The organism is Kitasatospora putterlickiae, from assembly GCF_039527695.1.
In the GTDB taxonomy this organism is placed as follows: Bacteria; Actinomycetota; Actinomycetes; order Streptomycetales; family Streptomycetaceae; genus Kitasatospora; species Kitasatospora putterlickiae.
The window spans coordinates 13,639-15,191 of record NZ_BAAAKJ010000188.1 but is presented as its reverse complement, the minus strand read 5'-3'; the positions used below and the strand labels follow the sequence as shown (position 1 = coordinate 15,191).

The 1,553-nt window shown below is 74.6% G+C and carries 2 protein-coding genes; one reads left to right on the top strand and one right to left on the bottom strand.

The features are described from left to right. Positions 1-321 precede the first annotated feature (321 nt). Entirely contained in the window at positions 322-1,044 is a 723-nt protein-coding gene (locus tag ABD308_RS18945) for a phosphatase PAP2 family protein (RefSeq protein WP_344336027.1), read from the top strand. A gap of 10 nt (positions 1,045-1,054) precedes the next feature. On the opposite strand, the gene ABD308_RS18940 is transcribed toward ABD308_RS18945, so the two are convergent. Further along, a complete protein-coding gene (locus tag ABD308_RS18940; RefSeq protein WP_344336029.1) occupies positions 1,055-1,243 on the bottom strand; it encodes a hypothetical protein in 189 nt (62 codons plus the stop codon). Positions 1,244-1,553 lie beyond the last annotated feature (310 nt).

Genomic DNA, 1,553 nt, shown 5'->3' with positions numbered 1-1,553 from the left:
GCGTCGAGCCGGCCGCGCAGGCGGCGGCCCAGACCACCCCGGCCGGCCGGCCCGCCACCGTCGCGGCCGGCCCCGGCACGGCAGGTTCAGGTCAAAACACCGCAAAGAGCTGAGCCCCGCCCGTCCGCCAGGTGTGCGCGCGGTGTGGACGCTGAGTCAAGTTTCCATAACCGCGCGTTTCCGTGGAACGCTGTACACGGCTGATGACGTTGTGTCCGATGGTCCCCCGTCAACCGTCCCGAGCAGGTGCGGCGGCGGGCGGGCCGCGGAGCGACGACCCGAGCAACGACCAGGTGCAGCGGACCCAGAAGGAGGTGCGGCGTGTCGACGCCGCTTGCCGACACGACCAACCCCGACCTCGGCCTGCTCTACGCCGTCAACGGCCTGGCCAAACGCGCCCCCGCCTCGTTGGACCACCTGGTCTCCTGGGTCGGCGAGTACGGCATCCTGATCGGCCTCGCCCTGCTGGGCGTGGTGGGCTGGCTGCTGGCCCGGCGGCGCCCGGACGCCCCGGTGGCGGTGGCCGGGCTGCTGTGGGCCCCGCTGTCGGTCGCCATCGCCGAGCTGGCCAACCTGCCGATCTCGGCGATCGTGGACCGCCCCCGGCCCTTCGTGGAGCACACCGGCCTTGAGGTGCTGGTCGACGGCAAGGCCGGCACCCACTCCTTCGTCAGCGACCACTCCACGATGTCGATGGGCATCGCGGTGGCGCTGTTCCTGGTGAACCGTCGGCTCGGCTGGATCGCCGGCGGCCTGGCGCTGCTTCAGGGCTTCTGCCGGATGTACATGGGCGTGCACTACCCGACCGACGTGATCGGCGGCTTCGCGCTCGCCACCGCCGTGGTGCTGCTGCTGGCGCCGATCGCGATGGCGGTGCTGGTGCCGCTCTGCCACGCGCTCGCCCGCACCCCGCTGGCCCCGCTGATCCGCGCCAAGCGGGGCACCGGACAGGACGGGGGCCGGGGTCCGGGCAGGCGCGGCGGCCGGGCCCGGAGGGCGGTCCGCGCCGAGGAGCAGCCCAGGGAGTCCGACCTCGCCGCCTGAGCGGGCCGGCCTACCCCGGGTCGGACGCGTTGGCGGTGAGGTGCTCGTCCGCCTCGCGCCGGGTGAGGTCGCGCGAGCGCCGGGCCGGGGAGTACCAGCCGCAGTCGCAGGTCGCGTAGCAGAACGAACCGCGTTCGCTGATCGCGACGCGGTGCTCGGGCATCCGGGTGCCGGGAACCGCCGGCAGCTCACTGTGCACGTGCCTCACGGTAACGTGCCGGACCGCCCGCGCGCGACGGCCGTGACACGCGGGAGCCGGCGTAACCTCCGGCGCCCCAACTCGTTTGCCCGGAAAGAGCTCTGCCCACCCGCTGACGGTGGCCGGCGGGGCAGTCGGGCCCGAGGGGGTTGTCGCGAGGATGAAGATGACCGACCAGCAGCGCACCGGCCGGACGGGCGGCCGCACCGGACGGCGGGTACGTCCGGCGGCGGGTGCCGCCCTGCTCGCCGCCGTTCTGGCCGGGGCCACCGCCCTGGCCGGCTGCTCGCCGGACGCCGTGGACGGCGCC